The sequence below is a fragment of the Mesorhizobium sp. WSM4829 genome, from assembly GCF_055811475.1.
The window spans coordinates 90,261-91,591 of record NZ_JBVVQJ010000020.1; the positions used below are offsets into that span (position 1 = coordinate 90,261).

General features: G+C 61.6%; 1 pseudogene. It reads left to right on the top strand.

What is annotated here, in order from left to right:
• A pseudogene (locus AC0L17_RS19815) lies at positions 1-1,331 on the top strand (kinesin); the annotation flags it as partial.

Consider the following 1,331-nt stretch of genomic DNA (forward strand, 5'->3'; position numbering starts at 1 on the left):
GATCTTGCCAAGCTGGCCGAAAGCCGGTCGAGCATCGACGGGCTGGTTGCCGGCCAGGTCGAGAAACTGGCCGAAGGCCGCAACATCCTCAAGCGCGCGCTCGAATCCGATCTCAACACGATCAAGGAGGTCCTATCAGGCCAGTCCGAAAAGCTGGCGGAAGACCGTGATCAGCTCTCGAAGGCGTTGGAAACCGACCTGCAGAGCGTGAATGGCCTTATCTCCGATCACATGAACAGGCTCTCCGAGGACCGTTCAATCCTGTCGAAGGCGCTCGAAGACGATCTCGCCAAGCTGGCGGAAAGCCGGTCGAGCATCGATGGGCTGGTTACCGGGCAGGTCGAGAAACTGGCCGAGGGTCGCGACATTCTCAAGCGCGCGCTCGAATCCGATCTCAACACGATCAAAAGCGTTATATCGGGCCAGTCGGAAAAGCTTGTGGAAGACCGCTCGATCCTGTCGGAGGCGCTCGAAGACGATCTCGCCAAGCTGGCGGAAAGCCGGTCGAGCATCGACGGGCTGGTTGCCGGCCAGGTCGAGAAGCTGGCCGAAGGCCGCGACATCCTCAAGCGCGCGCTCGAATCCGATCTCAACACGATCAAGGACGTCATTTCAGGCCAGTCGGAAAAGCTGGCGGAAGATCGTGGTCAACTGTCGCAAGCCTTGGAGACCGACCTGCAGAATGTGAACGGCCTGATCTCCGATCACATGAACAGGCTCGCCGCAGACCGCTCGACCCTGTCCCAGGCGCTCGAAGACGATCTCGCCAAATTGGCGGAAAGCCGGTCGAGCATCGACGGGCTGGTTGCCGGCCAGGTCGAGAAGCTGGCCGAAGGCCGCGACCTGCTCAGACGCGCATTGGAAGCCGACCTCAATACCATCAAGGGTGTCGTCGCCGATCAGTCTCAGCAGCTGACCGACAATCGCGCAGAGTTCGCGCGGGCGCTGGAGGCCGATCTCGGCGGTGTCAATGGTCTTGTGAACAGCCACGCCGAGAAGCTCATCCAGGACCGCTCGATCCTGTCCAAGGCGCTCGAAGACGATCTCGCCAAGTTGGCGGAAAGCCGGTCGAGCATCGACGGGCTGGTTTCCGGCCAGGTCGAGAAGCTGGCCGAAGGCCGCGACATCCTCAGACGTGCGCTGGAAGCAGACCTCAACACCATCAAGGGTGTCGTCGCCGACCAGTCTCAGCAGCTGACCGACAATCGCGCAGAGTTTGCGCGGGCGCTGGAGGCCGACCTCGGCAGCGTCAACGGTCTTGTGAACAGCCACGCCGAGAAGCTCATCCAGGACCGCTCGATCCTGTCCAAGGCGCTCGAAGACGATCTCGC